We start from the raw sequence: 26,562 nt of genomic DNA on the forward strand, positions 1-26,562 counted from the left end.
TCCGTGGCCCTGCTCTCCAAGCCGCTCTGCAAGCCACCGTCGCTGCTGTTCAGCGTGCTGGGCGGGCTGATCGCCGGCGCGCTGTTCAAGCAGGTCTGGAAACTCGCCGCGGGCCAGGAAGAAGCCCCTGACGCCGGCGACCAGAACTACAGCTGGCGGCAAGTGCTGCTGGCCGCCATGCTGCAGGGGGCCGTCTTCGGTCTGGTGAAAGCGGCCGTTCAACGCGCCGGCGCATCCGGCGTCCGCAAGAGGACCGGACGCCGGCCGGGTGACGATCGACGCAAGACCCGCGAAAGCGTACGGTCATGAGCAAGCGAGCCGACTCCGCCGGCCGGCCGGGCAGACCGGCCGGCGGCCAGGCCCCGGATACGCCGACCGAGCTGCCGAAAACCTCATGGTGGGGTGCGGTCAAGCGCACCTTCGCCGAGTTCAAGGACGACAACCTGGCGGACTGGGCGGCCGCGCTCACCTACTACGGCGTGCTGTCGATCTTCCCGGCGATGCTGGTGGTCATCTCCCTGGTGGGGCTGGGCGGCGCGTCGGTGTCGCAATCATTGATCACCAACGTGGGGGACCTGGCGCCCGGGGCGGTCAAGCAGGTGCTCGTCAACGCGCTCACCGAGTTGCAGCGCGGGCAGGGCGGCGCGGGCCTGGTGGCCCTGGCCGGTTTGGCGGTGGCTCTGTGGTCGGCGTCGGGGTATGTGGCCGCGTTCATGCGCGCTTCCAACGCCGTCTATGACGTTCCCGAGGGCCGGCCGATCTGGAAGACGCTCCCGCTGCGCATCGCCGTCACCCTGGTCACTTTGGTGCTGCTGTCGGCCAGTGCCATCGCCGTCGTGATTTCCGGGCCGCTGGCCGAGCGGGTCGGCGACATCTTCGGGTTCGGCTCAGCGGCGGTCACCGCGTGGAACATCGCCAAGTGGCCGGTCCTGCTGCTGGTCGTCAGCTTCCTGTTCGCGCTGCTGTATTGGGCCTCTCCCAACGCCAAACGCGGATTTCGATGGGTTACCGCCGGCGGCGTCCTGGCCCTGGTCGTGTGGCTGCTGGCCTCCGCCGGTTTCGCCTTCTACGTCGCCAACTTCGGCTCCTACAACAAGACCTACGGCAGCATCGCGGGGCTGATCATCTTCCTGGTGTGGTTGTGGATCACCAACATGGCCATCCTGCTCGGCGCCGAACTCAACGCCGAACTCGAGCGCGGTCGCGCCATCGCCGGCGGACACCCCGAAGACCAAGAGCCCTACGTTGAGCCACGCGACACTCGCAAATTCAATGATCACCACCAAAGGTGAGCCCGCGCTCGGACGCGGCGTCTGTTTGCATGCAACGGGGGTCAGCTTGGCGGTGACGGAGGTAGTCAAGACCGCATGGATACTCGCCCGCAGCACACCGCGGCCGCCATCGCCCAGCTGCGCCGCGAGTTGCTGGTCTGGGCGTGCCAGGCCACGCCATGGACGGCCGGCGGCACGTCGCCGGCGAGCGACGAGGCTGAGGGGGTGGCCTCCGACCGTCCCACCGAGCCTGGAGACGGCCGGCAGAGCACATGAGCAGAGCACATGAATCGCCGCCGGCCTGGCTGCGTCCAGAAGTAGCCGGGAGGCGGTGAATAGTGGCGGTGTGGCTACGCCTTACCGGGTTCGGGCGGCGGCCAGGACCGTGGTGATGGCCTGTTCCACCGTGGCGTACACCGGTAGGTGGGCGCCCACGCCGGTGATCTGCAGCAGCCGGGCTGGCATGCCATGGACGGCGGCCAGATGGACGCCGGCGCCGTCGGCCGCGCCGTGCTGGGCGCTGGCCAGCAGGACCTGCAGACCGGAGCTGTCCAGGAACGACAGCTCGGTCAGGTCGAAGACGAGGTGGTCGCGGGGTCGACGGATGCGATTGATGTAGTCGGCCAGCTCGGCGCTGGTGGTGCGGTCAACCTCGCCGCCGATGGCGATCACGCTCATGCCGGGCAGATGCTGATGGGCCAGCGTCAGCGCCGTTGTGGAGTCCCTCTCTGGGGCGGACGACGGTTCGCGTCGCGAAGAGGTGTCCATGGGGGGTCCGTAGGCCTTTCGTGTGGGTGTCCATGCCCTCCGCTATGTCACAGATGTAACAACGTGGTCGGGGTCCCGGCGCGCGGGGCGGTCCGGGTGCGGTCGCCGGCTGGCGGTCCATGTGCAGGCTCAGCAGGGAGCCGAGGCCGGTCTGCTCCAGGGCGACCGCGTCGCACAGGTGCTGGATCACCCACAGTCCGAAGCCGCGTTGGCCGCTACGGTCGAGCTGGGCGGATGCCAGGTGATCGCGGCTCAGCCTGCCCGCTGTGGCGAGGACCTCCACCGTGATCGCCTCGCCGGCGGTGCGGAAGGTGACCAGGCCGGCCGCGCCGTGATCGAGCACGTTGGCGACCGCCTCGTTGACGGCCAGCACCAGGTCGCCCAGCCGCTGGTCGCGTAGGCCGCTGTGATGGCCGCAGAGGCGGACCAGGTCCCGGACGAAACCTAGATCGGTGCTGATGGGACAGCGCAGCTCAAGATCCACACTCATGATCGTTTTTGCCTGTCGGCGTCGAAGGGGATTCGGGGTGTGTTCCTTACGGCTTTCCCTCAGGTGGGTCTCCAAACAAAGCCCAAAGGCCACGAAGCGGTAGGCGCGACTCGGGTCGTGGCGTACAGTCACGGCCGTGCCTCCGCCTCCCGCGGCCGCGCCATCGCCGACGGACACCCCGAAGACCAAGAGGCCTAGGCGGAGCCACGCGACACCCGGAAATTCGACCACCACCAAAGGTGAGGCACACACCCCCTAAGGGAGCCGGTGAGGGCGAGCCCGGCCAGCCCCACCAAAGCGCCGGGCGGCCGTGCATGCTGGTGCTGCCCGCTGTCGTGGGCCTGGTCTTCCTCGTGCTGCCGCTAGCCGGGCTGCTGATGCGCGCCCGTGGTCTACGCTGGCGCAGCGGCCGGCCGAGCCGCACGTGCTGGAGGCGCTGCGGCTGTCGCTGGGCTGCGCGAGCGTGGCCACGGTGGTGTGCCTGCTGCTCGGGGTGCCGCTGGCCTGGCTGCTGGCCCGGGTGGACTTTCCCGGGCAGCGGCTGATCCGGGCGCTGGTCACCGTTCCGCTGGTGCTGCCGCCGGTGGTCGGCGGTGTCGCGCTGCTGCTGGTGCTGGGGCGGCGCGGGCTGGTCGGGCAGTGGCTGGAGGCCACCTTCGGGGATCACGCTGCCCTTCACCACGACGGGAGTGATCATCGCCGAGGCGTTCGTGGCGATGCCGTTCCTGGTCCTCAGCGTGGAGGGCGCGCTGCGCGGCGCTGACCAGCGGTTGGAGGAGGCCGCGGCCACGCTCGGCGCCTCGCGCTGGACCGTCTTCCGGCGCGTCACGCTGCCGATGGTCATGCCCGGGGCGGTGCTGTGCTGGGCGCGGGCACTGGGCGAATTCGGCGCGACGATCACGTTCGCGGGCAACTTCCCCGGCACCACCCGCACCATGCCGCTGGCCGTCTACCTCGCCCTGGAGACCGAGCCGGAGGCCGCCATCGTGCTCACCCTCGTCCTGCTCGCCGTCTCGGTGATCATCCCGGCCAGCCTGCGCGACCGATGGGTGAACACGCCATGACCCCGCACGCCCGCCTGGTCGTCACCCAACCCGCCGTCACTCTCGACGTCACCCTGGAGGTTGCCCCCGGCGAGGTCGTGGCGCTGCTCGGCCCCAACGGCGCGGGCAAGACCACCGCGCTGCGCCCCCTGGCAGGGCTGACCGCATTGTCGCAGGGCGAGATCGTCTTCGATGGCCGTCCACTGCACACCCTGTCCGCCGAGAGCCGCCCGGTCGGCATGGTCTTCCAGGACTACCTGCTCTTCCCGCACCTGACGGCGCTGGACAGCGTCGCCTTCGGGCCACGCTGCCACGGGGTTCCCAAGGCCGAGGCCCGCCGCGCCGCTGCCGCCCTGCTGGAGCGGGTCGGCCTGGCCGACCGCGCCGCCGCCAAGCCCCGGCAACTGTCCGGCGGGCAGGCCCAGCGGGTCGCCCTGGCGCGGGCGCTGGCCGTGCAGCCCGAGCTGCTGCTGGACGAACCGCTGGCCGCGCTCGACGCCCACACCCGCCTGGAGATCCGCTCCCAGCTGCGCCGCCATCTGGCCGACTTCGACGGCGCCACCGTCCTGGTCACCCACGACCCCCTCGACGCCATGGTGCTCGCCGATCGGCAGATCGTCATCGAGAACGGCGCCATCGTCCAGCAGGGCACTCCGGCCGAGGTCGCCCGCCGCCCGCGCACCGACTACGTCGCCCGCCTCGTGGGGCTCAACCTTTATCGCGGGACTGCGGACGGGGCCCGGGTCAAGGTCGGCGAGGTGCTGCTGCACACCTCCCAGCGGGTGGATGGGCCCGCGTTCGTCGCCTTCCCGCCCGCCGCCGTGGCGCTGTCTCGAACCCGCCCCGACGGCAGCCCGCGCCACCTGTGGCAGGCCGCATCGACGGCATCGAATGGCACGGCGACAACGTCCGCGTCCACCTCGACGGCCCGATCACCGTGTTCGCCGACATCACCCCCGCCGCCGTCGCCGACCTGATCCCCGGCCAGCAGATCTGGGCGTCGGTCAAGGCCACCGAGACCCACGCCCACCCGGCATGAACCCCGAGCGGCCCGGTGACGGTCACGACTGCAACGCCATCTGCCTGGGCGGGCCCTGCCACGGCCTGCTGACCCACGTCGACCAGGACATCCGCATCCTGACCGTCCCTGTGCCACGCTGCTCACCCGAAGAGCCCGAGGCGTGCGCGCGCTATCGCATCACGCGCGAGCGTGTCCGCTACTGGGGTCGATCCGGGCCGTACATCGCGCTGCACAGGGCCGGCCCGCCGCATTCGCCGTGCTCCTGCCACGGCCCGGCCCTTTGAGCCGCTTCTACCGGGTCCGGGTGCTGTAGGAGTGCGCACCGGTCCCGGCCAGGGCGCCGCCCTCGACGATCAGGTACTCCTCCCGGATCGGGGCGCCGTCCAGCCACGCCTCCAGAATCTCGCGGGTGCCGGCGGCGTAGCGGGTCTGCGCCGACAGGGACGAACCGGAGATGTGCGGCGTCATGCCGTGGTGCGGCATGCTGCGCCAGGGGTGGTCGGCCGGGGCGGGCTGCGGATACCAGACGTCGCCCGCGTATCCGGCGAGCTGCCCGCTCTCCAGCGCCCGCACGATCGCGTCACGGTCGGCGATCCGCGCCCGCGCGGTGTTGATCAGGTACGCGCCGCGCTTCATCGTGGCGATGAGCCGGTCGTCGAACAGGCCCTCGGTCTCCGGGTGCAGCGGCGCGTTGACGGTCACCACGTCGCAGGCTGGCACCATCGAGGCGGCGTTGGGGTGGAAGGTGAGCCCAAGCTCCTCCTCGACCTCGGCCGACAGCCGGTGCCGGTCGGTGTAGTGCAGGTGCACGTCGAACGGCTTGAGCCGGCGCAGCACCGCCAGCCCGATCCGGCCGGCGGCCACGGTGCCGACGTGCATGCCCTCCAGGTCGTAGGAGCGGGCGACGCAGTCGGCGATGTTCCAGCCGCCGTCCAGCACCGTCCGGTTTGCGGGCAGGTAGTTGCGGACCAGGGACAGGATCATCATGACGACGTGCTCGGCGACGCTGATGCTGTTGCAGTAGGTGACCTCGGCGACGGTGATGCCGCAAGCGATGGCGGCGTCCAGGTCGACGTGGTCGGAGCCGATGCCCGCCGTGATGGCCAGCTTCAGCTTGGGGGCGCGGGCGATGCGCTCGGCGGTCAGGTACGCCGGCCAGAACGGCTGCGAGATCACCACGTCGGCGTCGGGCAGCTCGCGGTCGAAGACCGAGCCGTTTTCCGTGCCGTCGCCGTCCTTGTCGGAGGTGACCACCAGGGTGTGACCGCGCTCCTCCAGGAAGCACCGCAGCCCCAGCTCACCGGAGACGCTGCCGAGCAGCTGGCCGGGGGTGAAGTCGATGGCCTTGGGGCTGGGCAGCGTCTGGCCGCCCGGGTAACCGGACAGACTGGGCAGGCCGTCCCGCGCGTAGGAGGTGGGGTATCCGTCGATCGGGTCGTCGTACAGGACGCACAGCACCTTCGCCATGGCTCTCCGCCTCTCGTCGATGGGTGAACCCACTGTCGGTTGAGCCGTATCCGCAGGTCAAAGCGAATGTTTCTATCGGGTGATAGAGGCCGTCTATGTGAGGTGCTCACGGGCCAGGCGGTCGAACACCTCGCGCAGATCGAGCTCGCGGGCGATGTCCAGGACGGCCCGTGCCATCATCGGCTCCGGCCTGGTGCCGGCCACGACCAGGCCCACACGGGGTTCCCTCGCCGGGCGCTCCAGCCGTACCACACGCATCCCCTCGGGGACTCCGAACATGTGCAGCCACGCGTGCGCGATGACGCTGGACCAGCGGTGCGTGGCGACGTGCGCGAACAGCGCCGAGACGGTGTCGGTCTCGATCGCGGGCACGGCCACCGCCCCGGCCTGGCGGAAGTTGGCGTCCAGGATGCGGCGGTTGCGCATCTCGGGGGCCAGCAGGCACAGCGGCAGCGCGGCGACCTCCGACCAGCGCGCCACCCGGCGGTCGGCCAGTTCGCCGTCGGACGGGGTGAGGAGCAGGTAGCGCTCCTCGTACAGCGGGCTGGTCCGCACCTCGCCGAGATCCTCCTCGTCGTCGAGGTACGTCATCGCCATGTCGATCTCGAACTCAGCCAACCGGCGGGCGATCTCACGGGACGACAGGGAGGTCAGCAACACCCGTACGTGTGGGTATCGTTCGCAGAACGGCGTCGTCAGCAGCGAGGCCGCGGTCAACGCGGTCGGGATGGCGCCCATCCGCAACGTCCCCGACAACCCCTCACGCATCCGGGAAAGATCCTGCCGCAGCGCATCAGCGTCGGCCAGGATCCGGTGCGCCCACAGCACCACCCGCTCCCCCTCCGGGGTCAGCCCGGCGAACTTCCTGCCCCGGCGGACGAGCGGCACGTCCAGCTCACGTTCCAGCTTGCGGATGGCCGCTGACAACGATGGCTGGGAGACGTGACAGGCCGCAGCGGCCCGTGCGAAATGCCGCTCCCGGGCCAGGGCCACCAGATACTCCAACTGGCGCAACAGCACGTTACAGGGTCACCCCTCGCGCGAGCCGCGTCCAGTCCCGCCGTCACCAAGCAGTGCCCCAGGGGACAGACGCAGCAACGCAGGGGCCGTCACGCATGTCGCATGTCCGCGTCCAGGCGCAGCCCGGCGCCTCCGCACCGCCACGGCCAGCACGAGCCGGTCTCTCAATCCCATAACCGGTCGTCGGCGGACACCTTGATCTCCGCGATCCGGCTGATGTGCCGCCCGCCGCAGCGGTCGCCCGGCACCACCAGGTGCGGTCCCTCGTCATCGAGATCCCGGCAGTCCATGTTGACGGCCAGCAGCGCCGCGGTGTTGCCGAACTCGGGATCGATCTCCCCCACGACAACACCGGGCCGTTCTTGAAACGGCTGGACTGAGGTTGACGGGATCCCGTCCGATCATCTGAATCGGACGGGATTCCGGCGGCGAAGTCGCCAGGCGCGTCTTCGAGAGCTTCGCTTCGCCCGGCTTCGGCGCCGCGCGCACCCTGGAGCCGCAGATAGGTGCTATCAGCAGGCCAGCGCAGGAGCCTGCCCGTCCCGGACCTCATACAGGTGCGTGACGGAAGCTGCATGTGGCAGCGGGCCGCGTACCTGCTCAGGTGTCAGCCGGATGCCAGTACAACGTTCGGCCAGTGCCAGCGCCGCCTCGACGAACCGCTCGCCGGGCTTTTGCCATTCCTCATCCTCATCGAACTCATCGGCCAGCCCGAGATCTTCCAGATGCGGCAGGAGCCGGTCTGGTTCGGCACCCCAGCGCGGCTCATCGGGGAACATCGAGTCGAGGCCAGTGATCACCTTTCCATCGACGGCGTAGATGAACCGGGCGTGCTGATTGACGTTGTTGTGAACGCTGGCCAGCACAGTAGCCGCCGACAGTGGGCGAACCGCGTCGCGCATGATCCCCATATAGCCTGCAGGCTCGACGATCACCGTGCCCCCTGATGGGTGTCCGCCAGGTCAGTGGCTGGCCAGGCGGTCCCAGAAAGCCAGTTTGTGGAGGGCGTCCTGATCGTAGACGCCGACGCCACCGGGGCCCGGGGCCAGGCGATGGACGTGCCCGGTGCGCACGGGGCTCCAGCGCGGCAGGCCAGGAGCGTTGGGGTCGCCGGTCGCCGCGAAGCGCGACCAGTATGTGATCATCATGTCGCCGAGCTTCCGCTGCCCGTGGGTGAGCGGGGCCCCGGGGAACAGGAACGACAGTTCCGATCCGTGCGAGGCGAGCGGCTCCACGCCACCGGGAAGGGGGAAGATCGGCGGCGCGGTGCGGTCGGCGAACCCGTAGGAGTAGACCGGGGTGTGCTCACTGAGCATTCGGTCACTGGCACGACCGGCCCACGCCCAGTCGAGATCGCTCATGATCGCCGCTACGGCTTGCGTCGGCCGCCCACGGGACGGGTACTTCGCCGCGATCGCCGCGGCGTTGTCACCGAAGATGTCCCGCAGGCCCTCCTGGTATCCCTGCTCGGTGAGACCGGGGAAGATCAGCGCGGTGAACAGGGTCCCCTCGTCACGGGTGATGCCGGTGAGGATCGGCACGCGGTGGAAGCGGCCCTGCGCGAAGACGGTCGCGGGATCGGCAGGCAGCACGGCGTTGCCGTAGCCCGGAAGGGCGAGCGGCTCCTGCGCGAGGAGCTTGGAGACGGGCTTGCCGCGCAGGCAGGTGACGGCTGTCTTCTGATCGGTGCAGCCGAGCGCGGTGGCGATGGCGGCGCCGTGCGCCTCGTGGGCGGCCTTGGGAACCCACATCGGGAGGTCCATGACCGGCCTCAGGCGGCTGCCGGTGAAGGCGGTCTGGGAGCAGAACGTGCTTTGGGTGATCGCCCGGTGGAAGAGGCCGGCGGCGGTGGGCGACGCCAGGTGGGCGCACACCGAGTGCGCTCCGGCGGACTCCCCGAACAACGTGACGTTGCGTGGGTCGCCTCCGAAGGCCGCTACGTTGCGCTGGACCCAACGCAGTGCCGCCTGCTGGTCCTCCAGCCCGTAGGCCCCGCTGCCCGCCAGTCCGGGATGCCCGAAGAAGCCGAACACGCCAAGCCGATAGTTGACGGTGACCACCACGACGTCGCCGCGCGTGGTCAGGCGCGTGGCGTCGTAGTCGCTGCCGGCCCCCTTCGTCAGGCTGCCGCCGTGCAACCAGACCATGACGGGCCGGGGGCGGCGCGGAGTGGCCGAGCGCGGGACGGTCACGTTGAGGTACAGGCAGTCCTCGCTGTCGCTGGCCGGCAACCCCCACAGATCCGTGGATTGGGCGCACCTGTCACCGGGGCGTGTCGCGGCGCGGACACCACGCCAGGCAGTTACCGGCTGGGGCGACTGCCAGCGCAGGTCGCCGACCGGAGAAGCGGCGTAGGGGATGCCCTGGAAGATCCGGTGGTCCCGGGCGACATCGCCTCGCACCCAGCCCGTATCGGTCCGTACGACATCCCGCGAGGCCGCATCCGCCGGCGCGGCCCCTGCCATGACGAATGCCACGCTTAAAACGGCTGAGCTGAGAGTACGCATCAATGTCATGCCGCGAGCCTAGGAACGGCGGTACGAGGGGGTAATGGCGCTGAATCCCGGCCTGGGGTGCACCTAGATACACCCATACCAGCGATCAGCCCTGGTCCAGGTAACGGAGGAAGGAACGGGGCCAGGTCACGGCAGTGGGCTTCCCCGGCCAGCGGGTGCCTGCTATGCGTCATCATGAGCACGCGCTGTCGATGACCTCTGCGCTGTGACCGTCCGGGCCTGTCCGCCGGATGGTCTGGCGGAGCAGGGAGTCCTGATGGACGACGATGGCCCCGGGCGGAGAGATGGGTACGGCTGGATCCGTACGGCACTGGCGGTGGTGAAGCTGGTGTTGTGGATTCTGTGAGTGCTGTTCGATCCGCGCCACCCCTTCTAGGGTGGAGGGGCCTCCTACCGGTAAGGCTTCGCACACCACCTGGTAGGAGGCCCTTCGTGTACTCACAAGAAGTCGTAGTGCGACTGAGTGACAACCCGCGGCGAGATGCGTCCGGTGGTGGATATTCACCGCTACAGGCGCACTGAGATGGGGTTGCCTTCTATCAGCACCTGCAGCCCGATCTGCGCGACCCGGCTGGGCGCCAGCGATCCCTCGGCCGTCAGCAGGTCCTGCAGGGAGCGCACGCGCACCAGTTCCATGATGATCCAGGGGCGTCCGGCATCACCGGTGACGCGGTCGTGAGCGGTGACGATGCCCGGGTGCTTGAGCCGGGCGGCGGCGCGCGCCTCGCGATCCAGCCGGGCGATCCACGCCTGCCGCTGGGCGTCGTCTAACTGCTCGGGCAGATGCAGTTCCTTGGCCGCCACCTCGCGCTTGAGCTGCTCGTCATGGGCGCGCCAGACCGCTCCCATCCCGCCCCGGCCCAGCAGAGCGGTCAACCGGTACCGGCCCGCCACCACCCGTCCGCCCGCCATCTGGGGCGAACCCTCCTGCCTCAGCGGTTCCAAGGGCGACACCCCACACGGCGATATGTGTGTGGACGGGTTGAGATCATCGCACTGACAACCCAGTGGCGTCAGCAGCATGCCACCCCGCGCCGGCGGGAACAGGGAGCTCCAACTCTTCGGCATGATTCACGCCCGCCCGCAGTTGCCCCGCCGCAGCGGGGCGCGCGCGGCGACGTGGGGGGCGACGTGGGGGCAACGGCGTCGACGCCGGGATGAGCCGCCAACCGGCCCCCGAGGACATGCCCCACCTGCGTTCCTATCAGCGTCACGCCGCCGAGGCCGCGATCACCTGGGTCCGCCATCATGCCGACGCGATCTCACCAGTCACCTGACCCGTCCGCTGGCCCGGGTCGTGTCACTGACCGCGGGGAAATGCCGGTCCAGGACCTCGGCCCACTCCGGCAGCGGGACGAACCCGCCGTGACCGTGGAACCGGCGCGCCTGCAGGGCGACCAGCTCGGCCAGCGCCGCGGCGAACGGGCTGGCCTGCTCGGCGGGCAACGCCTGCACGGCGGCCTGGAAACGGGCGTGCGCGCCGGGGAACAGCTCCCGAGCCCGTTCCTCGGCCAGGCGTGCCCGCTCGGCACCCTCCATCAGCCGCGCATGCTGGGCGAGATAGTCCGCGCAGTCCGCGGCGTGGAACTGTTCGATCGTCACCCCGTTCTCGATCCATAAGGTGCCCACCGTGTCGTCGGTCACCGGGCCGGTGGCCCGGCAGGTCGGGCACAGGCGGGTCACGGTCGCCGATCCGCTGGTGGTCACGCCCCCACCTTCCAAGCCGGGTGCCGAGCAAGCAGGGCGCGCCATCCTGCGGCTTCACGCGGCTGTTGCTGCTTGGGGCCCTGCTGGAAGGTCTCGGCGCTCTCCCTCGCCCGGCGCGAGATCCGGCAGGGTGTAGGCCGGGGCAGCGAAACCGAGCCCGGTGAACCGCTCGGCCCACATATGGACGTCACCGGCATCGTCGTCGCCGGGGTCGGGATCGCCGGCCGCCTGCTGCGCCTCTTCTGCGCTGCTGTGCAGTGCCTGCGTGAAGTCTCGCAACGCGGCCACGCAGTTGTAGGGCTTGCGGGCGGCCGGGGTGCCCTCGCCCGGTTTGGTGGCCTTGACCGCATCCCCCATGGCGTCGGCATACAGCCACAGCGCCCGCCGGGCGCGCACCTGGCGGGCCCGGTCCACCGGATCGAGCTGCGCCAGCAGCGCCGCGTCCAACTCGGCCAGATCGTCGGCCAGATCGATCACGTTGTCTTGATGGCGGGTGTCCCACTCGCCGCTGTCAGCTGTCACGTCGGCGACGCTACGCCTTCGCAAGCTCCTCGTCTTCCGCTCTAACCAGGCGCTATGTCTTCGCGGACAACCGCTGGAACCCGGTGGAGGCAATCATCGCAACGGTCGATCTGTACTCCTTCGGCAACGTCCCACTGAGTAATCCGTACTGCGACGCCGTCTGACCAGCCAACCGGCATCGGCGCGGTCGCCGCACGACGGATGTCGTGCGGCGACCACATCTCTGGCAACAACGATGCAGGCAAGAGTGCCGCGAGCACCGGCGAACACTGGCGAGCACCGGCCGGGCCGCTCAGCGGGACCGGGGCCGTCGGCGGGCAAACCGAAGCGGGTGAATAAGTCGCTGAGCGCGTGAACGGGAACGGCGCGCTGGCTGGGGTGACGCAGGTGCAGGCCCGCAACGATGGCATAGCGGTTACGGCGTACGGGACAGCGAGGTGTTTCATCAGTGGTCGTTATCGTGAGCCGCTGATCGTTGCAGGCCTCTGACCTGGGCATCACTGAGGCATCACTACTCACAGCGTCCCGGACGAACACCTGAACCTGAATTCATCACTTAAACTTCATCTATACCGGGCTGTGCCAGCCCCGGGGCTCGCTCAGACCGTCCTGAGGAGAGGACAGCGAGGGCATGAACGACACCGGACGGCACCCCACCTGGACGTTCCTGACCAACCACGCCCGGGTCTTGCGCCTCATCGCTGACGAGCCGAACGTGCGCATCCGCGACATCGCCGCCACGATCGGCATCACCGAGCGCGCCGTCGGCAGCATCGTCAACGACCTGCGCGACGCCGGCTACATCGAAGTGCGGCGCGAAGGCCGGCGCAACCGCTACACGATCGTCCCAGGCCGGCACTTGCGGCATCCCAGCCAGCGCACCATCCCCATCCAGGCGCTCCTCGCCTTGTTCAACCAGCATGACTCCGGCGACGGCGATCCTGCCCATGCCCCAAGGGCCGCCAGCGACGGAGCCGGAACAGCGACAGATCAAGACGAACCCGCCACCCAACAATGACCACGCGAGCAGCCGCGGGCAGCCTACTTGCCGCCTTACGTGCCTGACAGGCCTTCAAGCGGCTGACCATCTACTTCGGTTGAGAACCCCACATAACGAGTCGCCGGGCGCGGGTCTCGCTGTCCACGGCCAGCGAGCACGCCCACGTGCTGCGCCAGGCCAACCTGATCGCCAGCGTCCGGCAGATCGACCTGGTGCTGCACTATCCCACCGAACTGGGCGCCGGACTTCTCGCAGGGCGGCCCGCCCGTGTACCAGCGTCTTTCGGCGGAGGCCGAAACACCCTCATCATCTGACGGCCACGCCCCGATGCTGGGATTCGCCAGAGCCGGACGAGTACCCGACGCAAGGGAGAGGCACCATGCGTGTACCACGCACCAGGAAAGCCGCTGCGGTGATCATGGCCGTGGCACTGATACCGGCCGCCCACCCGGTGACCGCTCATGCGAGCTCCTCCGAGAGCGGCGTACGGGCTCTGGCCCCGGCGTGCGTGGGCGATGGTCCCTTCATGTACCGGAACTTCAAGTCCGGGAAGGTCCTGTCGGCTCAGGGCGGCTTCGGCACCACGGTCGTCCAGGACACCGAATGGGGACCCCACCCCTTCGTCCCCTGGCAGTACTGGTGCCGCATCCCCGACGGCCTTTATCGCAGCTACGAGAACATGCAGTACAACCTGAACATGGGGATCAACGGCGGCAGCACCGCGGCCAACGCGTCGGCGATCCTGGCGAACCCGGCCGGCGACATCAACCAGGACTGGCTGCCGCGTGCCGACAGCCGCTACCCGGCAGGCGTCTTCGCCCTGGTCAACCGCAAGAGCTCGATGTGCCTGGGCATTTCCAACGCCTCCGTCGCGGATGGCGCGCGGGCCGCGCAGTTCCCCTGTGACGGGAACCTCAACCAGGGCTGGTCGGAGGTAGCCGTACCCGGATGGTGAAATGTCAGGGGACGTCGGCCTCGGGTTGCGGGGGGCTCAGCCGCGGGCCCTTTCCGGCGCGTACGGTGACCGGGGCCGATCAGTGGCGCGTGACCTCATGAAGGACCCGGCCCGCGCGGACGGGTTGGGACAAGGGGTGCCTTCATTCTCACCGAGGCTGGCCTCGTCATCCGGACCGAGGACGTCCCCGAGGGGTGCTGCTGTTCGAGGACCCGGCGGCCACCTCGAAGATCCCCGTCCTGAGAGCCCCGCGTTCGCCGAGTTGCCGCGGCCGCGCACCCGGCAGTGAAGCGGGGACCCGCTCACGGCAACGTCAGGTCGAGCCGGGTTTCCATGTCAAGGCGGAACCGGCCGTAGGGGTTCACATGAGCCCAGAACGCGCGCGGGAGGCGAGACGGCGGGCATCCGGGTCAGGTGGCCGCCGGGGTGCGGTTCAGCCGGTCAGGCCGGCGTCGTGGGCGAGCAGGGCGATCTGGGTGCGGTTGTTGAGGTCGAGCTTGTCGAGAATGCGCGAGATGTGGGCCTTCACGGTCGCGATGCTCATGAACAACTCGCCGCTGATCTCGGCGTTGGACCTGCCCCGGCCCACGGCGACGGCCACCTCCCGTTCCCGTTGGCTGAGCAGGCTCAGCACGCGTACGGCGTGCTGCCGCCGGGCGGCGGCGCCGGTGTCGGCGACGTGGGCGATCAACTGGCGGGTCACCGTCGGCGACAAGATGGGCTCCCCGGCCGACACCCGTACGATCGCGCGCAGGATCTCGGCGGGCGGCGTGTGCTTGAGCAGGAAGCCGCTGGCCCCGGCGCGCAGGGCGCGCAGCACGTACTCGTCGGCGTCGAAGGTCGTCAGCACGACGACCTCGGGCGGGTCGGGCCGGGCACGCAGCAGCTCGGTGGCGGCCAGGCCGTCCAGCACGGGCATGCGGATGTCCATCAGCACCACGTCCCGGGGCGCAGGCCTCCACCGCGGCGGGCACCTCGGCTCCGCAGGCCGCCTCGCCCACCACGCTCAGCTCGGGCGAACCGCCGATGATCATCGCCAGGCCGGCCCGTACCAGCGGGTCGTCATCCACGATGAGAACCCGGATCGCGGCGTTCACCTCGGCCACGGCAGCCATGCCCACAGCCGGAACTCACCCGCGGCGGTCGGGCCGTACTCCAGCCGTCCACCGGCCAGAACGGCCCGCTCGGCCAGGCCGATCAGGCCACTGCCGCCGCCCGGGATCCCGGCGACGGCGGTGGCGCCGGCCGGGTTGCGCACCTCGACCGTCAGCCCCTCCCCCGCCGCCCCGCCGACGGCCACCGACACCTGGCCGTCGCGGCCGTGCTTGCGGGCATTGGTCAGCCCTTCCTGCACGATCCGGTACGCGCCGCGCCCGATCGCCGCCGGCGCGGCCGCCGGTTCCCCCACCCGGCAGTCGAGCAGCACCCGCATGCCCGCGCGCCGTGACTGATCGACCAGGTCGGGAAGATCGGCCAGGGTGGGCTGGGGCCGCTCCGGCCCCTCCTCGGACCGGTCGAGGCCGGCGCGGAGCATGCCGATGACCTCGCGCAGATCCTCCAGCGCCCGGTGCGCGCTGTCGCGGATCACCCCGGCGGCCCGGGCGACCTCCTCGGGCGCGGCGTCGGGACGAAGCTCCAGCGCCCCGGCGTGCAGGCTGAGCAGGGACAGGCGGTGGGCGAGCACATCGTGCATCTCCCGGGCGATCCGGTCGCGTTCGGACTGGCGGACCTGGGCGAGGCGCAGTTCCCGCTCGGATTCGACCCGCCGGGCCCGTTCGCGCAGGGACTGCCGCCGGGCTCGTACGAACATCCCCCAGGCGAGCACCGCGGCGATGCAGGCGAAGCCCAGCAGGACCTGCCACCAGGGCGGCACCGGGACGTCCGGCCGGACCAGCGGCGTCAGGAACGGCACCAGCACGCACCCGGCCACGATCGGGCCGGCCACCGCCACGCGCCGGTGCGCCGCGACGGTGAACAGCGCGATCAGCGCCACCCCCGCGGCCGACATCGAATAGACGCTGAACGCCACCGCGACCGCCGCGAAGCCGACCGGCCGGCGCCGGCGCAGCCACACCCCCAGGCAGCTCAGCCCGCCGAGGGCGGCGTCCACCGCGAACGGCACCGGTGCGGGATGCTGGCCGAGGCCTTCCACCACGCCGAGCGCCGTGAGGCCGAGGGCCAGCAGGAACAACGCCACATCGGCCGCCCAGTCGCGCCTGGTGCGTCCGGCCGGGCGCGCCGGGGCGGGCTCGGGGCCGCTGAGCGCGCTGGCGGGGAGCAGGATCGGATGGTCCAGGCCTGCCGGGGTCGTCACGACCAAAGGGTACGGCCGTCGCCGGTCCAGCGGAATCCGACCAAAGTAGATCCCGTACCGCCAACCTTCGACCATCCGGGCGCCGACCTGCGGCCGTAGCGATGCGCCCGCCCGTCGCGTCAGCCTGTCCCCATGACCGGTACGGGCAGCTTCCGTCATCGCCGGCGGTCGCGCGGAACCGGCCGGGAATCCCCGGACCCCCGTCCAACGACCCAGAAAGGCGCCGAGGCCGAAATGAGTGACGTGCGAGCAAGACTCTCGACCCTGTGGATCGTCGTCATGTTCACCATGCTCTACGCGGATGTCCTCAGTTTCCTGAACGCCGGATTTCTGCGGGGGCTCATGGCGGGGCATGCCGAGGGCGTTCCCGTCACCCCGCTGCTCCTGGTGGGATCCGCGGTCATGGTCGAGATCCCGATCGTGATGGTGGTGTTGTCGCGTGTGTTGAAACCGGCGGTGACCCGGCGGGTCACCTTGGTGGCGGTCCCGCTGACCGCGGCGTTCATCATCGGCGGCGGATCTGCGAAACCCCACTACCTGGTCCTGGCCGCCGTGGAAGTGGTGTGCCTGGCCGTCATCCTGCGGCAGGCCTGGCGCATGGACACCTCACCCGCCGTGAGCCGTCCTGCGGAATGAGGCTTCGCCGATGCCGGGCCCGGCGGGTCTCAAGGCCGCCTCCGTCAGATGCGCGTGCCAGTCCACGCATGCCTGGGCGCGCAGGCGGGCGAAGGCGCGATCGAGGAGGGCGTGGACCGGGCCCGCACCGGCCTCGCGGAAGCGCCGGACGGCTGTGACATGAGAATGAGCACCATGACGACCTTCCTCGGCCCGCGCTCGTCGGCCGAGATCCGCGCCTACCTCAAGACCCGGCTCAACCAGGCGCTTCGCCGGCCCGGCATGCTCGGTGGTGAGATGGCGCTGCGCCTCCCGCTCGATCACCTGGCCTACGCCGAGCTCGCGGCGTACCTGGCCAAGGGCCCGCTTCAGCCTCAGCAGATCCGCAAGATCCTCAAGGGGAAGGAGATCCCCGGCCACAGCCCGAACGCCTACCCCCTGGGTGAAGCGGCCTCCGCTCTGCTCCTTGCGCAGAGGCCGGCAGGCCAAGGGGCCGGAGCGTGAGGCGCCCAAGAGGCGCCGGGACGCCGGCGGTCCATGATCGGATGGAACTTGTGTCTGCAGCATCACCGCGCCCCCGCTACGCGGCCGCACGGAGATGGACCGACGCATCCGTGACGCACGGGATGCGCCGGCCTACCCCGTGGCCGAACGCGCGCGGGTAGGCCGGATGCATGGGCAGACACTCCATGGGACAAGGAAGCCGTTCCCCGGAAGATCGTTGTGTTGTGTGAGGTCGTGTTGCCTGGAGGCAGGACCCGCGTTGCGGTTTTTCACAGAGGCATATGAGCGATCCAGTTGCTTTCCGGGGCCAAGATCTGGATCCGGATCGACGGCGCGGGAGCCATATCCGCGGTTCAAGCGGTTCCTGTCGGCCCGGGAGTTGCACGTGTTCTACACGCCGCAGACGGAGGAGATCGCGTGGGCGAGTGGGCAGGTGCGGTCGGACAACCACCTGCTGGCACTGATGGTGCAGCTGAAGTGCTTCAACCGGATGGGCTATTTCCCCGGCTGGATGACGTCCCGGAGGCAGTGGTGGCCCACATCCGCCGAGATCTCGGGCTGGGCGAGGACGTCGCCGCGGTGTACGACTCGGACCGGACCCGGGGCCATCATCGGATGCTGATCCGCCGGCGTAGCGAGGTCGTGTCGGACATTCAGCAAGACCGCCGTCGTCGTCATCACCGCGAAGTCCGCCGGGCGCAAGGTCTTCGGCCTCGCCACCGCAGGCGTCCGTCTCGCTTGACCTCTTGCGCGTCAGTCCGGCAGCCAGTGCAGCTCCTGCGCCAGGGTTTTGGCGACGGCACGGATGCGGCGGTGTAGCCGCGACTGCTCGCGTGGGAGGACCAGGTGGATCGTCAGGCCGGGCGCGCCCCGCAGCGGTCGCCAGGTGAGACCGGCCGGTTGTGCCGTGACCGCGGCTTCTCCGGCCGGGGCGAGGGTGACCCCGTCGCGCAGGTCGCGCTGAGACATGTCGAAAGAGACCGCGGGCGTGTGGAATCGGGGATGTGGCCGGGTGTCTCGGAACAGTGCGGACAGCTGATCGTGGATCACGGGGTTGGCCGCACGGTCCGGGAGCCGCAGCGGATACGCGGCCGCGTCGGCGATCTCGATCTCCGGGTGTTCGGCCAGCGGATGGTGCTGCGCCAGCTGGACCCCGACGCGCATCCGCCGCAGCAGGAACCGGCGCACGCCACGGCCCGGCTGTTCACCGCGGGTGATCCCGGCGTCGATGCGGCCGTCGGCGACCGCGGGGGAGATCTCCGGTGTCGCCATCGGGACCGCGCTGACCTCGAGTCCGCTGTTGCCGCGGATCAGCCTGTCCACCAGGGCCGGTGCCGTCTCGGCGCCGGTGCTGAGGCTGTATCCGATGCGCAGCGTGCCCAGTTCGCCGGCCGCCGCGCTCCGGGCGGTGTCCCATGCCCGGTCCAGCGCCGCCAGTGCGGGCGGCGCGGACTCCGCCAAAGCCGCACCGGCCGTGGTCAATACGACGCTACGCGTGTTGCGGACCAGCAGGGCCGTACCGAGTTCCGCCTCCAATCGGCGCATCCGGGCGCTGAGTGCGGGCTGTGCGATACCGATCCGTGCGGCCGCGCGGGTGAAGTTCAACTCCTGCGCCAGCACCAGGAAGTACCGCAGGCTTACCGTATCCGGCGCCACGTGCCCTCCTGCCGATTGATAACGATCCGTTCTGAGTCTATCCCGTACCGGTCTTTCCCTCGGCCGCACATCAAGCCCTAACCTGCGCATATGACGATTCAACTGATCGCAGTACCCGTCGCCGGGATCGATCGATCTGAGTGTCAATGCGAAGCCGGACGTGTCCGGCCCAACACAGGAGGTTTCCATGGCTAAGGGCTACTGGGTCAGTGTCTACCCCGCCATTTCCGACCCTGAGAGGCTGACTGCCTACGACAAGCTGGCCGGTCCGGCTGTCCAGGCTGGGGGCGGGCGCGTCCTTTCCCGGATCCCGTCCCACGGCGGTCGAGTCGTCGCCCACGAGGCCGGAATCACGCAACGCGTCGTTCTGATCGAGTTCGACAGCTTTGAACAGGCCGTCGCGGCATACGAGAGCGAGGCATACCAGAAGGCGCTGGTGGCCCTCCCCGACGGCTTCGAGCGCGACTTCCGCATCGTCGAAGGCATCGACTGACCGGCGGGCCCAGCCATCGCTGAGCATCCGTCACCTGATACGCACGCCACCGGCGGTGCGGTCATCATCCACTATCCGGTGCAGGACGGCACCGGCTGAGACAGGACGGTATGCTCCGGGACGCGTTCGGTCGGCTGGGGCGGCCAGGTCCGGCTATCGGCGGACGCCGTTCGCGGTTGCCGGTTCGTTGAGCGTCAAAGGTGGGCCGATGTCCTGGCCGGATGTCACGGTGGTTGATGCGTGCGTGCGGCGTGACGGCCGGGGCGGCAACCCACGGCCGTCACCGACGACGACCCGGCGGGCCTGGTGGATCGCCAGCCGGGAACTGCTGGGAACCCCGTTGGTCAGCCCCGTGCGGGGCCGGCCGGTCCGCCGCCGCAACGGCGCCGCGGCTCCACCAGATCGTCATCGAGCTCGGCGTCGGCACGCCGCGTCGTCACCACGGGCGGCAACGAGCGGCTCGATCACCACGACAACGCCCGGCGGGCGTGGGAGCGTGGCGGACTCGTCATCAGCGACGTCACCGCCACGCGATCACCTGATCAGCCGAGCGAGTGGCGCTCGGACCGCCCACCCCCGCGAGCGCCGTGCAGCACGAGCAGCCGGTCCGCAACGGCGTCCATCCAGGCAACCGGGCCGTTGTCCGGGCCCGTGGACACCGGCAGCGGGGAGACCGTGGTGGCCGTTCATGAGTCAACCCGAACAGTTTGCCGGTGGCCGAGGGGAAGCAGAACTCCCAGGCGACGAACACGCTGCCGTCCGCCGACCTGCCGTGGCCGGTCTTCTCCACGAGATCCAGGGAGCAGTCTTCCTTGTCCGGCTTGTACGGCGCGACCCAGCGGGACGTGCCGGTGCGCACGTCTATCCCCTCGATCGAGTTGGGGCCGTTCTCGTTCTGATGTTGCACCGGCAGCACCCCGGCCCCGATCAGCATCCGGCCCGAGTGGTCTCCGACGTGAAGGTCCTTCGCGGTGGCCCAGAGCCGCCTGCCCGTCCCGGTGTCCAACGCGGTGACCCGGGTGGCGGTGAGGTCGTCGGAACGGGAGTCGGTGCGGATCGCGGTGCGGATGACCACGGTGTCCCCGGTCGCTCCCAGGCTGATCAGCTCGCGGCCGGGTTCGCGATAGTGCCACAGCTCCGCGCCGGTGGCCGGGTTCCTGACGGTGAACCCGTCGGGTGCATGGACGAAGAGCTGCCCGTCGTGCAGGGTGACCACGGCGGTCTGCTCGCCTTGGAAGTCGCCGAGGTCGATTCCCCAATCCTCGCGAAGCACGCCTGGGGCCGGTCCCGAGGCGGTCAGGCGGGCCGGCCGTGCCGTACTCGTGGTGTGGTCTGTTCTGATTTCGGGCGCGTCGGGAGGCTTCGGTGCCGAGGGGGGCGACGTGCAGCCGGTGAGCAGCAGCACCAGGGCGGCAACGGGAGCGATTGTCCGTAACACCCGGGTGACGCTAGAGACAGCGGACATCGCCTCGCTTGCATCCCGCTGACAGATCACTCGGCGAGCCCTGCGCTCTTCAACGCCAGGCCCTGCGAGGGGAGTGGTCAGATGCGACCCAGCTTCTCGGCGAGGGCGGCGTGCATGGCATCGCGACGGCGGCGAGATCCGCCACCGCGACCGCACCGGTTTCCGAGGCCCGGGGCCGGCCAAGGCGGTGATTTTGCAGGGGCGATCGTGAGGCGTTGACGGGCACGAGCCGGCGTGGACGTCACACTCGCGCACCCCGTCGCCGAGGCGTCCAGGCGGCGCAGTTTGGGCAGGATCGCGCCGCGGGCTGGCCGTCGAGGTCCGCGAGAGCTCGAACCGAGCTGCAGACGGAACGCACCGGGCGGGCTGAGCTGGACCAGGAGGTCGCGCAGCTCCGCACTGAGGTGGAGCAGCTGCGCGCCGGACGCGTCCGCAGGGGGAAGGGCTGAGCATCGATGGTTCGTGCGCGCCGTCTGCCAGTGTCAGAGCCCCCGATCTATCATCAAGACATGCCAAAAGGACGTCATCGGCGACCAGCGCGTGGCGGGATCAGCGCCACCGCCGAGCAGGTCGCCTTACTGGCGCTCATCGGCACACTTGCCGCCACATGTTCGGCTGTTACCGACGTCCTGGGGCTCATGACTAATCGCGATACTCCTGTCGTGGTCACCGCTCCGCCGGCCACAGTCACGGCGATGCCACCCGACGACAACTTCAGGGCCGCCCTTCAACTGCTCGATCCAAAAGATAGGGCGCGCCTCCTCCTGGCCCGCAGAATCGCCGAGAAAGGCGCTGTGACAGCAGGGCCTGTGTTCGAGGACCGTGCGAGCATGCCGGGCATGGCGGTGAACTAACGCCCCCAGCCGCTCGTCCGGTGGGTGGGCCCTCGGGGTTCAAAGGAATTGACCTACTTGGGCGTGCCGGGGGCGCGTACACAGATTTCCATCCGACACTTCGGGCTGGGGCGGGGGTCGCCCGTCAACCGGAGAAACTGGCCCGCGTCCGTATCCGGGCGGGTGGGACAGGTAGCCGATCGTCACGTCATCGGCGGCGCCGGCCGGGAAGGGCGTAGCGCTGGTCGGTCATCATCGCCTGCGCCAGTGCGGCCGCGTCGTCGTAGTGGATGCGCATCGACCGCCCGGGCGGCATGAACGTCAGCTGCAATCCACCCGCTGTCCGGCGTACGTCTACATACGTCAGCATCGTCGGACTCCCCCTTGGCCCGGATTGCGTCAGGTGGCGATCGCGCCAGCTGCACAGCCTGCCGCGCATGCGCACACGCTCGGGGATTCTCCCTACGCCGTTTCGGAGCCCGACGCTTCGTCCGGCCCGTGCAGGTCAGCCAGATCGACAATCTCCTGCAGCTGGTGGAGTTGGTAGTAGCCGGGGAAGCCGACCGCCTGGCCGTGCCTGGTGACGCGGTACCAGATCTCGCCGGATCGATGGCCTGTGGCTGAGCACGTTCGTCACCTGCGGAAATCCTTCTACTCAAGGATCTCGCTCAAGTTCCGGCCGTACATGCGCTTGCCGCCGGTCCTGCCTCAGCCATCCACCGGGCTCGATGCCGTGGGCCGACTAAGGGGGTCTGCGGCGGTGACCGCCATAACCCCAGCCCTGCACCGAGACCGGCCAGGTGAACTCTGGCACCCGATGATCGCCCACCTGCGTGGACCTTCCTCACCCACCATGTCCGCGTACTGTCGGATGTTGCTGGTGGATCAGTGCTCGCGGTGCAGCGCTCCTACGACGCGGCCCTGCGGGTTGGCCCACCGTCGTCCTGATCGGTCAGGGCCGGGTGAGGTAGCTTGCCAGGGCGCCGCGGCTGCGCTGGAGGTCGTCGATGCGCTCGTCCATGACCTCGAGTTCGCCGTTCAGAATCTCCCAGAGCTCGGCGCACCACTCGAAGTCCGGAAGCTCGCCGCGCGCGCACGGCAGTACCGAGCGGATCACCTCGGTCGACAGGCCCGCCTTCAGCAGCGCGCGCACCTGACGCACGGTGACCACGGAGTCCTCGTCGTAGGAGCGGTAGCCGTTCGCGCCGCGACCGGCCTTCAGCACACCCTGCTGCTCGTAGTACCGCAGCAGCCGCGTGCTGACTCCGGTGCGCCGAGACAACTCCCCGATCAGCATGTGTCCCGCTCCTCTCCCAGGTTGACCTTGCCATCGATGTCAAGGATTAACGTCGGTCGGGAAACGTGTATTTCGTACTGCTGGAGCGACGTATGTCTTCTTTCGTTGTGCAACGTGACGGCCGGGAGGCCGAGGCCGCGGACCTGGCGCCGCTCGCGTTCGCCGGTTATGCCCACTTCACCGCCATGCAGGTGCGCGGCGGCCGAGTCCGGGGCCTGGACCTGCACCTGGAACGGCTGCGGTCCGCCTCCGCAGCGCTCTTCGGTCGCGCGGTGCCCGACGAGCGGGTGCGGGCCCTGTTGCGGGCGGCCATCCTGGCCGGACCGGCCGACCTCTCCCTGACGGCCACGGTGTATTCGCCCGCGGGGGAGTTCACGCCGGAGGACGCCGAGCCCGAGTTGCTCGTCCGCACCGGACCGGCGGCGTCCGGACCCCGGGGTCCGCTCGCGTTGGCGGTGGTCGAGCACGAACGGGTGCTTCCGGCGGTGAAGCACGTCGGGGAGGTGGCCAAGACGTACTACCTCCGCCAGGCGGTCGCGGACGGCTTCGACGACGCCGCCTTCATGGACCGCCGGGGCAGGCTCAGCGAAGCGTCGATCTGGAACCTGGCCTTCTGGGACGGGGCGGCGGTGGTGTGGCCAGAGGCCGAGATGCTGACCGGGACCACGATGGGCATCGTCCGCCGGCAACTCGACCGCCTCGGGGTACCCCAGCGCGTTCAGCAGATCCGGCCCGCCGACCTGCCAGGGCTGGCCGGGGCCGTAGTGATGAACTCGTGGACACCGGCCGTTCCGGTACGCCGGATCGGCTCCGTGCCTTTGCCCGAGGCGCCGGCCTTCGAGGCGGCCCTGCACCGGGCGTACCAGGCCGAACCACTCATCGCCCCGTAGCGGCTAAGAGCTGTTTCCTAGATCTCCTGACCAATCGTGTCCGGGCTATCACGATTGGTCCATGGGTCGAGGTGACTTAACGAACGCCGAGTGGGAGCGTCTTGAGCCTCTGCCGCCCGGGGGTGGCCGGCGAGGTGGCCGGTGGAATGACCACCGCATGACGATCAACGGCGCGTCGTATCGGCCCGCACTGGGCTGCCCTTTCGGCACCTGGCCGAGTGAGGAGTTCTTCCTGCTGGCTGTCGCGCATGAGCGCAACGACCACGGCAAGCACGACGGTCCAGCCGGCGTGTCCCGGTTCGGTCTGCTGGTCGACGACGTGGACGCCGCGCACCGCCGCGCCGTTGACGCCTGCGCCATCGAGGTCTACCCGCCGGTGGACAAACCGTGGAAGCCGCGGTCTTCGTGCGTGACAGATCCCAGCGGAAACCGCATCGACCCCTATCAGGGGTGAGGGCCTGAGACCGCCTGCTCGGCGTTGCAGCTCAAGGGATCCCCGTGGTGAACTTCGCCAGCGGCGTGAGCCGCCCGGAGCCGCCGTGTGGGGGCGCAGGTCACACTCCGGGGCGGAAGGCCGCGTCGAGAACGTCGATGAACAGGCCCATAGGCGGCACGCCCCAGTCGCCGTTGACGTTCTGGGTGACGACGCACTTGCCGTCACGGGTGCCGTACAGGTACGACCAGGTGCCGGTGATCATGCCGCCGTGGCCGTACACGGTGGTGCCGCAGGGCAGGGTGACCGAGGAGATGCCCAGGCCGTAGCTGTAGCCGTCCAGCCACTTGCCGTCGGGGACCGGGGTCATGGAGAACATCTCGCTCTGCTGGACGGGCGGCAGCAGCCGGCCGCTCAGCAGGGCGGCCAGGAAGGTGCCCAGGTCCGCGGCCGTGGAGATTATCTCGCCCACCCCGAAGGCGTACGACGGGCTCAGCTCGGTGACGTCGTGAACCGGCGCGTCGGCGTCGGGCAGCATGAGCCTGGAGTAGCTGCTCGTGTGGGGGCCGCGGAAGCCGGTTTCGTTGCCGGGGGCGTAGGTGCCGGTCAGGTTGAGCGGGCGGGCGATGCGGTAGGCGACGGCGTCGGCGTACGACATGCCGGCCGCCTTTTCGACGATCATGGCGGCGAGGACGAAGTTGGTGTTGGAGTACCCCCAGCCCTGGCCCGGCTGGAAGTCGGCCGGGTGGGATACGGCGATCTTCACCAGGTCCTCGGGGGTCGGCTCGTCGAAGCGGTGCTCCAGCAGCTTGGGGCTCCAGTAACGCTCGAGCATGCCCTCGTCGAGGGTGTAGGCGAAGATGCCGCTGGTGTGGTTGAGCAGCTGCCGGATGGTGATCTTGCTGCCGTCGTGGCCGTTGCCCTGGACCAGGCCGGGCAGCCAGTTGTGCACGGTGTCGTCCAGGCTCAGCTTGTACTCGGCGGCCAGTTGCAGGATCAGGGTGGCGGTGAAGGTCTTGGTGATGCTGCCGACGCGGAACTGCTCGCCGGGGGTGCGCGGGCGGCCGGTGGTCGTGTCGGCCACGCCCGCCGAGCCGAACCATTGCCGGCTGTCGTTGCGGATCTCAGCGATCACGCCGGGGTAGCCCTGTTCGGTCACGGCGGCCTCCAGCAGGCGCTGGACCTCGGCCTGGCCGGGGATGACCGGGTTCGCGGGCGTGGCGGCACGGGGGTTCATCATGGTCTCCTTCGGGGTTGGCGGGGGCTGCGGGGCTGATCGCCCCACTCTTTCGTCGATCTTCGCGACGAAGGAGAAACTACGTTGCATACAACACATCGTCAATCACGAATTTGCGAAGCAATCGAGTTTTCCCACTTCAAAGGCTTGAATTCGTTGCATGAATGCAGTCACTTAATGCAACTTTGCGCCGCCGTGAGTTGCATGTTGTTGCTGCCGGATGCACACTGTCCGTCGACCGAGATCCGCTCGTCCGCACGCGCGCGGCCGAGCGACCAGGAGGCGGACGCCGTGCCCGGAGACAGGCTCACCCAGCAGGATCGCCGTCAGATCGCCGACGGTCTGGCCGACGGTCTCACCTACGCCGAGATCGCCCGCCGCCTCAAACGGCCTACATCGACGGTCACCCGCGAGGTGATGCGCAACGGCGGCCCCGGCGCCTACCGCGCCGACCACGCCCAGCGCGCCGCCGACCGGCGCATCCGCCGTCGCAGGACCACCACCCCGGCGGCGGTGCGCGGCGATGCCGACGCCGGCGGACGCGACCCGCAAACCGTGCGCGAGGTGGCCGACCAGCTCACCGACCTGCTGGTACAGGCAGGAATCCCACAGATGATGGCCAAAGTGCTGGCCGCCTTGTACACCACCGACAGCGGCAGCCTCACCTCCGCCGAACTCGTCCAGCGCCTGCAGGTCAGCCCCGCCTCGATCTCCAAAGCCGTCGGCTACCTCGAAGACCAGGAACTCATACGACGCGAACGCGACCCCCGGCGCCGAGCCGAGCGGTACGTCATCGACGACGACGTCTGGTACCAGGCCATGGTGGCCAGCGCCCGCGCCAACGCTCTGCTCGCCGCCGCCGCCGGGCGAAGCGCCCGCACCCTCGGCGCGACCACCCCCGCCGGCGTCCGCCTGGAGAACATGAGCCAGTTCCTCACCCGCGTCGGAGACGACCTGGTCCGCTCGGCCGAGCACTGGCGCCAGGTCTACGCCACCCCGCAGACGACCGGGTAACACGATCCAGCCGTGGTGCAGCTGCGGCGCG

General features: G+C 69.6%; 31 protein-coding genes and 4 pseudogenes. 18 read left to right on the forward strand and 17 right to left on the reverse strand.

What is annotated here, in order from left to right:
* Nucleotides 1–3: 3 nt before the first annotated feature.
* The 3 genes from ID574_RS37435 (at nt 4) to ID574_RS37445 (ending at nt 1,547) form a co-directional block, all read left to right on the forward strand.
* Nucleotides 4–309, forward strand: coding sequence for a DUF4235 domain-containing protein (locus ID574_RS37435; protein ID WP_223167474.1), 306 nt, complete (start codon nt 4–6; stop codon nt 307–309).
* Entirely contained in the window at nt 306–1,292 is a 987-nt protein-coding gene (locus ID574_RS37440; RefSeq protein ID WP_188193736.1) for a YihY/virulence factor BrkB family protein, read from the forward strand. Before ID574_RS37435 ends, ID574_RS37440 begins: the two co-directional genes overlap by 4 nt.
* Nucleotides 1,293–1,367: 75 nt before the next feature.
* A complete protein-coding gene (locus ID574_RS37445) occupies nt 1,368–1,547 on the forward strand; it encodes a hypothetical protein (protein ID WP_188193737.1) in 180 nt (59 codons plus the stop codon).
* Between the two features lie 81 nt (nt 1,548–1,628).
* Here ID574_RS37445 and ID574_RS37450 read toward each other — a convergent pair whose 3' ends face one another.
* A complete protein-coding gene (locus ID574_RS37450) occupies nt 1,629–1,949 on the reverse strand; it encodes an STAS domain-containing protein (RefSeq protein ID WP_188193738.1) in 321 nt (106 codons plus the stop codon).
* A complete protein-coding gene (locus tag ID574_RS37455) occupies nt 1,918–2,529 on the reverse strand; it encodes an ATP-binding protein (protein WP_188193739.1) in 612 nt (203 codons plus the stop codon). The genes ID574_RS37450 and ID574_RS37455 overlap by 32 nt, the downstream gene beginning before the upstream one ends.
* 314 nt (nt 2,530–2,843) lie before the next feature.
* Here ID574_RS37455 and ID574_RS37460 point away from each other — a divergent pair.
* The 3 genes and pseudogenes from ID574_RS37460 to ID574_RS37470 all read left to right on the forward strand — a co-directional run bounded on the left by ID574_RS37460 (nt 2,844) and on the right by ID574_RS37470 (nt 4,877).
* Nucleotides 2,844–3,593 (forward strand): annotated as a pseudogene (locus tag ID574_RS37460) (ABC transporter permease).
* Nucleotides 3,590–4,611 (forward strand): annotated as a pseudogene (locus ID574_RS37465) (ABC transporter ATP-binding protein). Before ID574_RS37460 ends, ID574_RS37465 begins: the two co-directional pseudogenes overlap by 4 nt.
* Entirely contained in the window at nt 4,608–4,877 is a 270-nt protein-coding gene (locus ID574_RS37470) for a hypothetical protein (protein ID WP_188193740.1), read from the forward strand. The pseudogene ID574_RS37465 and the gene ID574_RS37470 overlap by 4 nt, the downstream one beginning before the upstream one ends.
* Before the next feature lie 7 nt (nt 4,878–4,884).
* On the opposite strand, the gene ID574_RS37475 is transcribed toward ID574_RS37470, so the two are convergent.
* The 8 genes from ID574_RS37475 to ID574_RS37510 all read right to left on the reverse strand — a co-directional run bounded on the left by ID574_RS37475 (nt 4,885) and on the right by ID574_RS37510 (nt 11,825).
* Nucleotides 4,885–6,060 (reverse strand): NAD-dependent formate dehydrogenase, encoded by a 1,176-nt coding sequence (locus tag ID574_RS37475; RefSeq protein WP_188193741.1) that lies wholly within the window; start codon nt 6,058–6,060, stop codon nt 4,885–4,887.
* Between the two features lie 93 nt (nt 6,061–6,153).
* Entirely contained in the window at nt 6,154–7,080 is a 927-nt protein-coding gene (locus tag ID574_RS37480; protein WP_188193742.1) for a LysR family transcriptional regulator, read from the reverse strand.
* Between the two features lie 164 nt (nt 7,081–7,244).
* On the reverse strand, nt 7,245–7,424 hold the full coding sequence (locus tag ID574_RS37485) for a hypothetical protein (protein ID WP_188193743.1): 180 nt from the start codon (nt 7,422–7,424) through the stop codon (nt 7,245–7,247).
* A 168-nt stretch (nt 7,425–7,592) separates the two neighbouring features.
* A complete protein-coding gene (locus tag ID574_RS37490; protein ID WP_188193744.1) occupies nt 7,593–8,015 on the reverse strand; it encodes a DUF6461 domain-containing protein in 423 nt (140 codons plus the stop codon).
* A 27-nt stretch (nt 8,016–8,042) separates the two neighbouring features.
* On the reverse strand, nt 8,043–9,596 hold the full coding sequence (locus ID574_RS37495; RefSeq protein ID WP_188193745.1) for a carboxylesterase family protein: 1,554 nt from the start codon (nt 9,594–9,596) through the stop codon (nt 8,043–8,045).
* A gap of 507 nt (nt 9,597–10,103) precedes the next feature.
* Entirely contained in the window at nt 10,104–10,541 is a 438-nt protein-coding gene (locus tag ID574_RS37500; protein WP_223167475.1) for a protein kinase domain-containing protein, read from the reverse strand.
* A gap of 324 nt (nt 10,542–10,865) precedes the next feature.
* The gene (locus ID574_RS37505; protein ID WP_188193746.1) at nt 10,866–11,303 is read right to left on the reverse strand and encodes a hypothetical protein; all 438 of its coding nucleotides are present in this window, start codon (nt 11,301–11,303) and stop codon (nt 10,866–10,868) included.
* A gap of 54 nt (nt 11,304–11,357) precedes the next feature.
* Nucleotides 11,358–11,825 (reverse strand): hypothetical protein, encoded by a 468-nt coding sequence (locus ID574_RS37510; protein WP_188193747.1) that lies wholly within the window; start codon nt 11,823–11,825, stop codon nt 11,358–11,360.
* A 631-nt stretch (nt 11,826–12,456) separates the two neighbouring features.
* On the opposite strand from ID574_RS37510, the gene ID574_RS37515 reads away from it, so the two are divergent.
* The 3 genes from ID574_RS37515 to ID574_RS37525 all read left to right on the forward strand — a co-directional run bounded on the left by ID574_RS37515 (nt 12,457) and on the right by ID574_RS37525 (nt 13,780).
* A complete protein-coding gene (locus tag ID574_RS37515; RefSeq protein WP_188193748.1) occupies nt 12,457–12,843 on the forward strand; it encodes a helix-turn-helix transcriptional regulator in 387 nt (128 codons plus the stop codon).
* Between the two features lie 146 nt (nt 12,844–12,989).
* Nucleotides 12,990–13,139, forward strand: coding sequence for a hypothetical protein (locus tag ID574_RS37520; RefSeq protein ID WP_188193749.1), 150 nt, complete (start codon nt 12,990–12,992; stop codon nt 13,137–13,139).
* A 65-nt stretch (nt 13,140–13,204) separates the two neighbouring features.
* A complete protein-coding gene (locus ID574_RS37525) occupies nt 13,205–13,780 on the forward strand; it encodes an RICIN domain-containing protein (protein ID WP_188193750.1) in 576 nt (191 codons plus the stop codon).
* A gap of 433 nt (nt 13,781–14,213) precedes the next feature.
* Here ID574_RS37525 and ID574_RS37530 read toward each other — a convergent pair.
* Together ID574_RS37530 and ID574_RS37535 are read right to left on the reverse strand one after the other, a co-directional pair.
* Nucleotides 14,214–14,895, reverse strand: a pseudogene (locus ID574_RS37530) (response regulator).
* Nucleotides 14,874–16,094: a sensor histidine kinase gene (locus tag ID574_RS37535; protein ID WP_188193751.1), complete on the reverse strand. Its 1,221-nt coding sequence runs from the start codon at nt 16,092–16,094 to the stop codon at nt 14,874–14,876. The pseudogene ID574_RS37530 and the gene ID574_RS37535 overlap by 22 nt, the downstream one beginning before the upstream one ends.
* Before the next feature lie 132 nt (nt 16,095–16,226).
* Here ID574_RS37535 and ID574_RS37540 point away from each other — a divergent pair, with 132 nt between their 5' ends.
* The 3 genes from ID574_RS37540 (at nt 16,227) to ID574_RS63050 (ending at nt 17,835) form a co-directional block, all read left to right on the forward strand.
* Nucleotides 16,227–16,730, forward strand: coding sequence for a DUF6326 family protein (locus ID574_RS37540; RefSeq protein WP_223167476.1), 504 nt, complete (start codon nt 16,227–16,229; stop codon nt 16,728–16,730).
* Nucleotides 16,731–16,778: 48 nt separating this feature from the next.
* The gene (locus tag ID574_RS37545; RefSeq protein ID WP_188193753.1) at nt 16,779–17,213 is read left to right on the forward strand and encodes a hypothetical protein; all 435 of its coding nucleotides are present in this window, start codon (nt 16,779–16,781) and stop codon (nt 17,211–17,213) included.
* Nucleotides 17,214–17,379: 166 nt separating this feature from the next.
* Nucleotides 17,380–17,835: a DUF4158 domain-containing protein gene (locus tag ID574_RS63050; RefSeq protein WP_223167495.1), complete on the forward strand. Its 456-nt coding sequence runs from the start codon at nt 17,380–17,382 to the stop codon at nt 17,833–17,835.
* Between the two features lie 131 nt (nt 17,836–17,966).
* On the opposite strand, the gene ID574_RS37555 is transcribed toward ID574_RS63050, so the two are convergent.
* Nucleotides 17,967–18,869, reverse strand: coding sequence for a LysR family transcriptional regulator (locus ID574_RS37555; RefSeq protein WP_188193754.1), 903 nt, complete (start codon nt 18,867–18,869; stop codon nt 17,967–17,969).
* A 187-nt stretch (nt 18,870–19,056) separates the two neighbouring features.
* On the opposite strand from ID574_RS37555, the gene ID574_RS37560 reads away from it, so the two are divergent.
* A complete protein-coding gene (locus ID574_RS37560) occupies nt 19,057–19,362 on the forward strand; it encodes a DUF1330 domain-containing protein (protein WP_188193755.1) in 306 nt (101 codons plus the stop codon).
* A 520-nt stretch (nt 19,363–19,882) separates the two neighbouring features.
* On the opposite strand, the gene ID574_RS37565 is transcribed toward ID574_RS37560, so the two are convergent.
* Nucleotides 19,883–20,800, reverse strand: a complete 918-nt coding sequence (locus tag ID574_RS37565) for an outer membrane protein assembly factor BamB family protein (RefSeq protein ID WP_188193756.1) — start codon at nt 20,798–20,800, stop codon at nt 19,883–19,885.
* Nucleotides 20,801–21,336: 536 nt separating this feature from the next.
* Between ID574_RS37565 and ID574_RS37570 the strand changes: the two genes are divergently transcribed.
* Nucleotides 21,337–21,681 (forward strand): hypothetical protein, encoded by a 345-nt coding sequence (locus ID574_RS37570; RefSeq protein ID WP_188193757.1) that lies wholly within the window; start codon nt 21,337–21,339, stop codon nt 21,679–21,681.
* 187 nt (nt 21,682–21,868) lie between these two features.
* On the opposite strand, the gene ID574_RS37575 is transcribed toward ID574_RS37570, so the two are convergent.
* Both ID574_RS37575 and ID574_RS37580 read right to left on the reverse strand, forming a co-directional pair.
* Nucleotides 21,869–22,030, reverse strand: coding sequence for a hypothetical protein (locus ID574_RS37575; RefSeq protein ID WP_188193758.1), 162 nt, complete (start codon nt 22,028–22,030; stop codon nt 21,869–21,871).
* A gap of 582 nt (nt 22,031–22,612) precedes the next feature.
* Entirely contained in the window at nt 22,613–22,957 is a 345-nt protein-coding gene (locus tag ID574_RS37580) for a MerR family transcriptional regulator (RefSeq protein ID WP_188193759.1), read from the reverse strand.
* 92 nt (nt 22,958–23,049) lie between these two features.
* On the opposite strand from ID574_RS37580, the gene ID574_RS37585 reads away from it, so the two are divergent.
* The 3 genes and pseudogenes from ID574_RS37585 to ID574_RS37595 all read left to right on the forward strand — a co-directional run bounded on the left by ID574_RS37585 (nt 23,050) and on the right by ID574_RS37595 (nt 24,301).
* Complete coding sequence (locus ID574_RS37585; protein WP_188193760.1) at nt 23,050–23,847, forward strand: aminotransferase class IV family protein; 798 nt, start codon at nt 23,050–23,052, stop codon at nt 23,845–23,847.
* Nucleotides 23,848–23,908: 61 nt separating this feature from the next.
* Nucleotides 23,909–24,020 (forward strand): annotated as a pseudogene (locus ID574_RS37590) (IS5/IS1182 family transposase); the annotation flags it as partial.
* Nucleotides 24,005–24,301 (forward strand): VOC family protein, encoded by a 297-nt coding sequence (locus tag ID574_RS37595; RefSeq protein ID WP_188193827.1) that lies wholly within the window; start codon nt 24,005–24,007, stop codon nt 24,299–24,301. The pseudogene ID574_RS37590 and the gene ID574_RS37595, both read left to right, overlap by 16 nt.
* Before the next feature lie 100 nt (nt 24,302–24,401).
* Here ID574_RS37595 and ID574_RS37600 read toward each other — a convergent pair whose 3' ends face one another.
* Nucleotides 24,402–25,520 carry a serine hydrolase domain-containing protein gene (locus ID574_RS37600; protein WP_223167477.1) on the reverse strand — a complete coding sequence of 373 codons (1,119 nt, stop codon included), beginning with the start codon at nt 25,518–25,520 and terminating at the stop codon, nt 24,402–24,404.
* 288 nt (nt 25,521–25,808) lie between these two features.
* Between ID574_RS37600 and ID574_RS37605 the strand changes: the two genes are divergently transcribed.
* A complete protein-coding gene (locus ID574_RS37605; RefSeq protein ID WP_188193761.1) occupies nt 25,809–26,531 on the forward strand; it encodes a GbsR/MarR family transcriptional regulator in 723 nt (240 codons plus the stop codon).
* Nucleotides 26,532–26,562 lie beyond the last annotated feature (31 nt).

Origin of the sequence: Nonomuraea sp. SYSU D8015 (assembly GCF_008065375.1) — a bacterium.
In the GTDB taxonomy this organism is placed as follows: domain Bacteria; phylum Actinomycetota; class Actinomycetes; order Streptosporangiales; family Streptosporangiaceae; genus Nonomuraea.

Excerpts from the sequence above, each read along its gene's own strand:
- ID574_RS37440 (WP_188193736.1), top strand. The coding sequence starts at position 306 with ATGAGCAAGCGAGCCGACTCCGCCGGCCGGCCGGGCAGACCGGCCGGC.
- ID574_RS37445 (WP_188193737.1), top strand. The coding sequence starts at position 1,368 with ATGGATACTCGCCCGCAGCACACCGCGGCCGCCATCGCCCAGCTGCGC.
- ID574_RS37450 (WP_188193738.1), bottom strand. The coding sequence starts at position 1,949 with ATGAGCGTGATCGCCATCGGCGGCGAGGTTGACCGCACCACCAGCGCC.
- ID574_RS37455 (WP_188193739.1), bottom strand. The coding sequence starts at position 2,529 with ATGAGTGTGGATCTTGAGCTGCGCTGTCCCATCAGCACCGATCTAGGT.
- ID574_RS37470 (WP_188193740.1), top strand. The coding sequence starts at position 4,608 with ATGAACCCCGAGCGGCCCGGTGACGGTCACGACTGCAACGCCATCTGC.
- ID574_RS37475 (WP_188193741.1), bottom strand. The coding sequence starts at position 6,060 with ATGGCGAAGGTGCTGTGCGTCCTGTACGACGACCCGATCGACGGATAC.
- ID574_RS37495 (WP_188193745.1), bottom strand. The coding sequence starts at position 9,596 with ATGACATTGATGCGTACTCTCAGCTCAGCCGTTTTAAGCGTGGCATTC.
- ID574_RS37515 (WP_188193748.1), top strand. The coding sequence starts at position 12,457 with ATGAACGACACCGGACGGCACCCCACCTGGACGTTCCTGACCAACCAC.
- ID574_RS37525 (WP_188193750.1), top strand. The coding sequence starts at position 13,205 with ATGCGTGTACCACGCACCAGGAAAGCCGCTGCGGTGATCATGGCCGTG.
- ID574_RS37540 (WP_223167476.1), top strand. The coding sequence starts at position 16,227 with ATGACCGGTACGGGCAGCTTCCGTCATCGCCGGCGGTCGCGCGGAACC.
- ID574_RS37545 (WP_188193753.1), top strand. The coding sequence starts at position 16,779 with ATGCGCGTGCCAGTCCACGCATGCCTGGGCGCGCAGGCGGGCGAAGGC.
- ID574_RS63050 (WP_223167495.1), top strand. The coding sequence starts at position 17,380 with ATGCATGGGCAGACACTCCATGGGACAAGGAAGCCGTTCCCCGGAAGA.
- ID574_RS37560 (WP_188193755.1), top strand. The coding sequence starts at position 19,057 with ATGGCTAAGGGCTACTGGGTCAGTGTCTACCCCGCCATTTCCGACCCT.
- ID574_RS37570 (WP_188193757.1), top strand. The coding sequence starts at position 21,337 with ATGCCAAAAGGACGTCATCGGCGACCAGCGCGTGGCGGGATCAGCGCC.
- ID574_RS37575 (WP_188193758.1), bottom strand. The coding sequence starts at position 22,030 with ATGCTGACGTATGTAGACGTACGCCGGACAGCGGGTGGATTGCAGCTG.
- ID574_RS37580 (WP_188193759.1), bottom strand. The coding sequence starts at position 22,957 with ATGCTGATCGGGGAGTTGTCTCGGCGCACCGGAGTCAGCACGCGGCTG.
- ID574_RS37585 (WP_188193760.1), top strand. The coding sequence starts at position 23,050 with ATGTCTTCTTTCGTTGTGCAACGTGACGGCCGGGAGGCCGAGGCCGCG.
- ID574_RS37595 (WP_188193827.1), top strand. The coding sequence starts at position 24,005 with ATGACGATCAACGGCGCGTCGTATCGGCCCGCACTGGGCTGCCCTTTC.
- ID574_RS37600 (WP_223167477.1), bottom strand. The coding sequence starts at position 25,520 with ATGATGAACCCCCGTGCCGCCACGCCCGCGAACCCGGTCATCCCCGGC.